This is a genomic window from Streptomyces sp. S6 (genome assembly GCF_054880855.1).
This window is the reverse complement of record NZ_JBTYMC010000410.1, coordinates 1-4,858: the sequence shown is the minus strand read 5'-3', so window position 1 is coordinate 4,858 and position 4,858 is coordinate 1. Positions and strand designations below refer to the sequence as shown.

General features: G+C 73.4%; 5 protein-coding genes and 1 pseudogene. 4 read left to right on the top strand and 2 right to left on the bottom strand.

What is annotated here, in order from left to right:
• Positions 1-240: pseudogene (locus ACVNF4_RS32480) on the bottom strand (glutamate racemase); the annotation flags it as partial.
• A gap of 57 nt (positions 241-297) precedes the next feature.
• Here ACVNF4_RS32480 and ACVNF4_RS32475 point away from each other — a divergent pair.
• The gene (locus tag ACVNF4_RS32475; protein WP_461806465.1) at positions 298-1,485 is read left to right on the top strand and encodes a glycosyltransferase; all 1,188 of its coding nucleotides are present in this window, start codon (positions 298-300) and stop codon (positions 1,483-1,485) included.
• A 49-nt stretch (positions 1,486-1,534) separates the two neighbouring features.
• Here ACVNF4_RS32475 and ACVNF4_RS32470 read toward each other — a convergent pair whose 3' ends face one another.
• Complete coding sequence (locus ACVNF4_RS32470) at positions 1,535-2,665, bottom strand: TerD family protein (RefSeq protein WP_461806466.1); 1,131 nt, start codon at positions 2,663-2,665, stop codon at positions 1,535-1,537.
• A 246-nt stretch (positions 2,666-2,911) separates the two neighbouring features.
• On the opposite strand from ACVNF4_RS32470, the gene ACVNF4_RS32465 reads away from it, so the two are divergent.
• From ACVNF4_RS32465 to ACVNF4_RS32455, 3 genes are all read left to right on the top strand, one after another.
• Complete coding sequence (locus ACVNF4_RS32465; RefSeq protein WP_461806464.1) at positions 2,912-3,415, top strand: DUF6643 family protein; 504 nt, start codon at positions 2,912-2,914, stop codon at positions 3,413-3,415.
• Between the two features lie 41 nt (positions 3,416-3,456).
• A complete protein-coding gene (locus tag ACVNF4_RS32460; protein WP_461806463.1) occupies positions 3,457-4,281 on the top strand; it encodes an MOSC domain-containing protein in 825 nt (274 codons plus the stop codon).
• Positions 4,282-4,401: 120 nt separating this feature from the next.
• A partial coding sequence (locus ACVNF4_RS32455) for an Rv1733c family protein (RefSeq protein WP_461806462.1) occupies positions 4,402-4,858 on the top strand: 457 nt, incomplete at its 3' end.

Below are 4,858 nucleotides of genomic sequence, written 5' to 3'. Positions count from 1 at the left end.
GGCGGGCAGGGCGTGCACGGTCGCGGTGTTGCAGCCGACGATCAGCGCGTCCGGCGCGTGCTTCGCGGCGGCCTCGGCGACGTCCAGGGCGCGGGCGGTGAGGTCCTCGGGGGTGCGCGGGCCCCAGGGCATGCCCTCGGGGTCGAAGGAGAGCACGAGATCGGCGTCGGGTCGCAGCCGTCGTACCGCAGCGGTGGCCGCCAGCAGGCCGATTCCGGAGTCCATGAGCGCGATCTTCACCCGGCCACGATAGACGATGGCCCGGCCGCGGCCCCTGGTGTGGGGGACACTGCGCGGGTGAGCGCCTTCGTGTGGATCGCCGCCCTGTCCCTCGTCTCCTGGCTGTGGCTGCTGCTGTGCCAGGGCTTCTTCTGGCGCACGGACGTGCGTCTGCCGCCGGCCGCGCGGGAGCCCGCCGACTGGCCCGACGTCTGTGTCGTCGTCCCCGCGCGCGACGAGGCCGCCGTCCTGCCCGAGAGCCTGCCGTCGCTGCTGGCGCAGGACTATCCGGGGCGGGCGGAGATCTTCCTGGTCGACGACGGCAGCACCGACGGCACCGGGCGCCTCGCGCGGGAGCTGGCGGAGCGGCACGGCGGGCTGCCGCTGACGGTCGTGCCCTCGCCGGGTGAGCCGCCCGCCGGGTGGACGGGGAAGCTGTGGGCCGTCCGGCACGGCGTCGAGCACGCGCGTGCCCGCGCGCGGGAGCCCGAGTTCCTGCTGCTGACGGACGCCGACATCGCGCACGCGCCGGACAGTCTGCGCGCTCTGGTGGCGTCGGCGCGCGCGGGCGGCTACGACCTGGTGTCGCTGATGGCGCGGCTGCGGGTGGAGAGTCTGTGGGAGCGGCTCGTCGTCCCCGCTTTCGTGTATTTCTTCGCTCAGCTCTACCCGTTCCGCCGGATCGGCCGCAGGGGTGGTCGTACGGCGGCTGCGGCGGGCGGCTGTGTGCTGCTGCGCACGGAGGCCGCGGTCCGCGCGCGGGTGCCGGAGTCGATCCGGCAGGCGGTGATCGACGACGTGGCGCTCGCGCGCGCGGTGAAGGGCGGTGGCGGGCACGTGTGGCTGGGGCTGGCGGAGCGCGTCGACAGTGTGCGTCCGTATCCGCGGCTGGGTGACCTGTGGCGGATGGTGTCGCGCAGCGCGTACGCCCAGCTGCGGCACAACCCGCTCCTGCTGGCCGGTACGGTCCTCGGGCTGGCGCTGGTGTACCTGGTGCCGCCGCTGGCCCTGGTCGCGGGCCTGGCGGCGGGCAGTGCGCCCGTCGCCGTCCTGGGCGGCCTCGCATGGGCGGTGATGGCGGGGACGTACGTCCCGATGCTCCGTTATTACCGGCAGCCCCTGTGGCTCGCTCCGCTGCTGCCGTTCACGGCGTTCCTGTACCTGCTGATGACGGTCGACTCGGCGGTGCAGCACTGCCGGGGACGGGGGGCGGCGTGGAAAGGGCGGACGTACGCGCGTCCGGAAGCCGTTCCCGACGAGGGGTGAACTCTTACGGGAAGACTCTTATATTTGAAATATAAATAAGGCGCCTTTCTTATTTCCGGCCCGGCGTCCAGTTCATGCCCCACCCATAAGCCCGGTCGATCGTCCGCTGCGGACTCACCCCGCGCTCCGGCACCAGATACCGCGCCTCTCTGCGGACGACGAGATCGCCCCCGGCGTTGGTGATGAGCGCGAGCGCGCACACCGTCGAGGGGACCGTGCACTCGTCGAGCGAGAACTCGACCGGCGCCCCCCGCCGAGGCCGGAGGGTGACCGTCGCGTGCAGGCCGGCGAAGGAGAGCGCGCCCTGGTAGATCGTCACGAAGACGAGGACGCGCCGCAGTTCGGCGGTGTGGTCGAGGTTGACGGTGAGGTTCTCCCCCGCCGCGACGGCCCCGGTGCGGTCGTCGCCGTCGAGGTGGATGTACGGCGGCCCCTCCAGCGTCCCGAAGGCGTTGCCGAGCGCCTGGACGACGCCCTTGCGGCCGTCGGCGAGTTCGTAGAGGGCGCACAGGTCGAGGTCGAGGCCGGTGTGCGAGGCGCCCGCGCGGGACTGCCAGTCGAGGTTGACGCGCAGGGCGCCCGACGGCTTGGTGAGCGAGACGGAGGGCGCGGCCTTCGTCAAGGTGACCTTGGTGAGCCGCACCGGGGGCGCGGGGCGCCGGGGTTCGTCGACGGTGATGCCGTAGTCCGTCGCGAGGCCCTCCAGCCCGCTGTCGTACCCCTGGCCCACCGCGCGGAACTTCCACGCGCCCTGACGGCGGTACAGCTCGCCGAGGACGAACGCGGTCTCCACGCTCGCGCCGGTGGGGTCGAAGCGGGCGACGACGGTCCCGCGCGCGGCGTCACGGACCTCGACGTACAGGCCGGGAACCTGCCCGAAGGGGCCGCCGTCGGCGGAGGCGGCGAGCAGGACGGTCTCGACGTCGTCCTCCACGCGCGCGAGGTCGACGAGAAGCGTGTCGGTGACAAGTTCCCCGGACGTCCGCCTGCCCTCGTGACGGACCGTCCCGGTGGCGTGCGCGGGCTGGTTGTAGAAGACGAAGTCGTCGTCGGAGCGGACCTTCCCGCCGACGAGGAGGAGCGCGCAGGCGTCGACGTCGGGGACGCCGGGTCCGGTGCGCCGTCCGCACTCGATCCGCAGCGCGGTCGTGGGCACCGGGACGTTCGCCCCCTTGGACATCGACGGCATCGGCACGCGGCCCCCTTCGGCTCCTGCCGGCTTCAACTTCCGCCGGGTGCACGGAAACACGTCCGTTCGGCCCCCGGAAACCCCGCCGGAACTTGCTCTTTACACAATTCCAACCCGCATTGTCGCCCCTTTTTCCCACGTTCGCTCGTATTGGGGATACGGGGTCACTCCCGACGCGGAAAACAACCCGCATACCCGTCTCCCCAACCGGCTCATCGTGGGCTTACCTTAGGTGCCATGACCTCCCCCCGCTCCACCTATGGTGGCGGCTACTACTCGTCCGCCTCCTTCCCGGACACCCCGATCTACGACTCCCTCGTGGCCGAGCGGGGCACTCCGCAGATCGCCCCGATCCGGGTGCCGGCCGCCTACGACGTGCCGAGTGTGCCGGGTATGCAGGGGATGCCGGGGATGCCCGGCGGCAACCTGCCCGCGCTGCCGTCGGCGCTGCCGGCCCTCCCGTCGGGCCCCTCGCAGGGCTCCTTCGGCTACTACCCGCAGGCCCAGCAGCCCGCCCCGCTCCAGCAGGCCCCCGCGGCGTACGTCCCGCAGCAGGGCGGCATGGCGCGCGGGTACCCGGCGCAGCAGGCGCCGATGCAGCCCCAGCCGGGCCAGCCGGGCGGCATGAACCCGATGGCGGGCGGCACGGGCTACGAGGCGATGCGCCCGGCGGCGCCGCGCCCGAACCCGGCGCCCTACCAGGACCCGTACAACAACCAGCAGCAGTACCGGGGTTACTGACCGTCCCGGGGACCGGTCCGGCCTGCTGGCAGGATTGGTCCATGCCGAACGCTGAGCTGCTGTCGATCCACGTCCACCCGGTGAAGGCGCTGCGAGGGGTGAGCCCCCGGGAGACCGTGGTGGAGCCCTGGGGGCCGGCCGGGGACCGGAGGTGGGTGCTGGTCGACGACGGGGGGAAGATCGTCACCCAGCGCCAGCAGCCGCGTCTGGCCCTCGCCGCCGCCGAGCCGCTGCCCGGCGGCGGCGTCCTGCTGTCCGCGCCCGGTCTCGCGCCGCTGGAGGTCGCGGTCCCCGAGCCCGCGGGGACGGTCGTCGTGGAGATCTTCCGCGACAAGGTCGAGGGCGTCCTCGCGGCCCCCGCCGCGCACGCGTGGTGCAGCGCGTACCTCGGCGCGGACGTCCGCCTGGTGCACATGGACGATCCGGCGGCCCGGCGTCCGGTCGACCCCGAGTACGCGCTGCCCGGAGAAACGGTTTCCTTCGCCGACGGCTACCCCCTCCTCGCCACGACGACGGCCTCGCTGGACGCCCTCAACTCCCTGATCGCGCACGGGGAGCACGCCGTCGAGGGCCCGCTGCCGATGAACCGGTTCCGGCCGAACGTCGTGATCGGCGGCACCGAGCCGTGGGCGGAGGACGGCTGGTCGCGCCTGACGATCGGCGAGGTCGCGTTCCGGGCGGCGAAGAAGTGCGGGCGGTGCGTGGTGACGACGACCGACCAGGACAGCGCCGTACGCGGCAAGGAGCCCCTGTCCGCCCTCGGCCGGCACCGCCGGATCGACGGGAAGCTGGTCTTCGGCCAGAACCTGGTGCCGCTGGCGCCCGGGGTGATCCGGGTCGGGGACCCGGTGCGGATCCTGGACTGAGCCGCGCCCCGGAATTTCCTCCCCCGTCCCGGGAACCGGCGGCCGGACCTCGGGCGTTGACGCTTCGTGAGAAGTTCATGAGAGGCCCGTCGTGACGGAGCGGGAAGGGGGTGCGAGGCGGTGCGAGCGATCCGTGGGCTGTGGCGCTGGCGGCACAACCCGGTGCGCCGGACGACGGACCTGGCCGAGGCGTGGCTGGCGGCAGCCGCCCTGCTGCTGGTCCTGGCCGTCGCGCCGGTCGCGGGCGTGCTGGCCGGCACCTTCGTCGGGGACGCCCTCCTGAGGTCGGTCCGCGACCAGCAGCACACCCGCTTCGAGACGACGGCGACGGTCGTACGGGAACTGAAGGGCTCCGCGTTCGCGACGGACCCGGAGGCCGTCTCCGGCCAGGGCGCCCGCAGCCGCGTCGAGGCCGACTGGACCGCCCCCGACGGCAGCGCCCACCACGGCCCGGTGACGACCGCGCTGGACACCCCGCACCCGGGCGACCGGTTCGCCCTGTGGACCGACGACCGGGGCCGTCCGCTCGGCCGCCCGCTGGACGCGGCGACGGCGAAGACCCACGCGGTGCTGGCCG

What these genes read in the sequence shown, in the direction of transcription:
- ACVNF4_RS32470 (WP_461806466.1), bottom strand. Translation starts at nt 2,665, where the DNA reads ATGTCCAAGGGGGCGAACGTCCCGGTGCCCACGACCGCGCTGCGGATC.
- ACVNF4_RS32465 (WP_461806464.1), top strand. Translation starts at nt 2,912, where the DNA reads ATGACCTCCCCCCGCTCCACCTATGGTGGCGGCTACTACTCGTCCGCC.
- ACVNF4_RS32460 (WP_461806463.1), top strand. Translation starts at nt 3,457, where the DNA reads ATGCCGAACGCTGAGCTGCTGTCGATCCACGTCCACCCGGTGAAGGCG.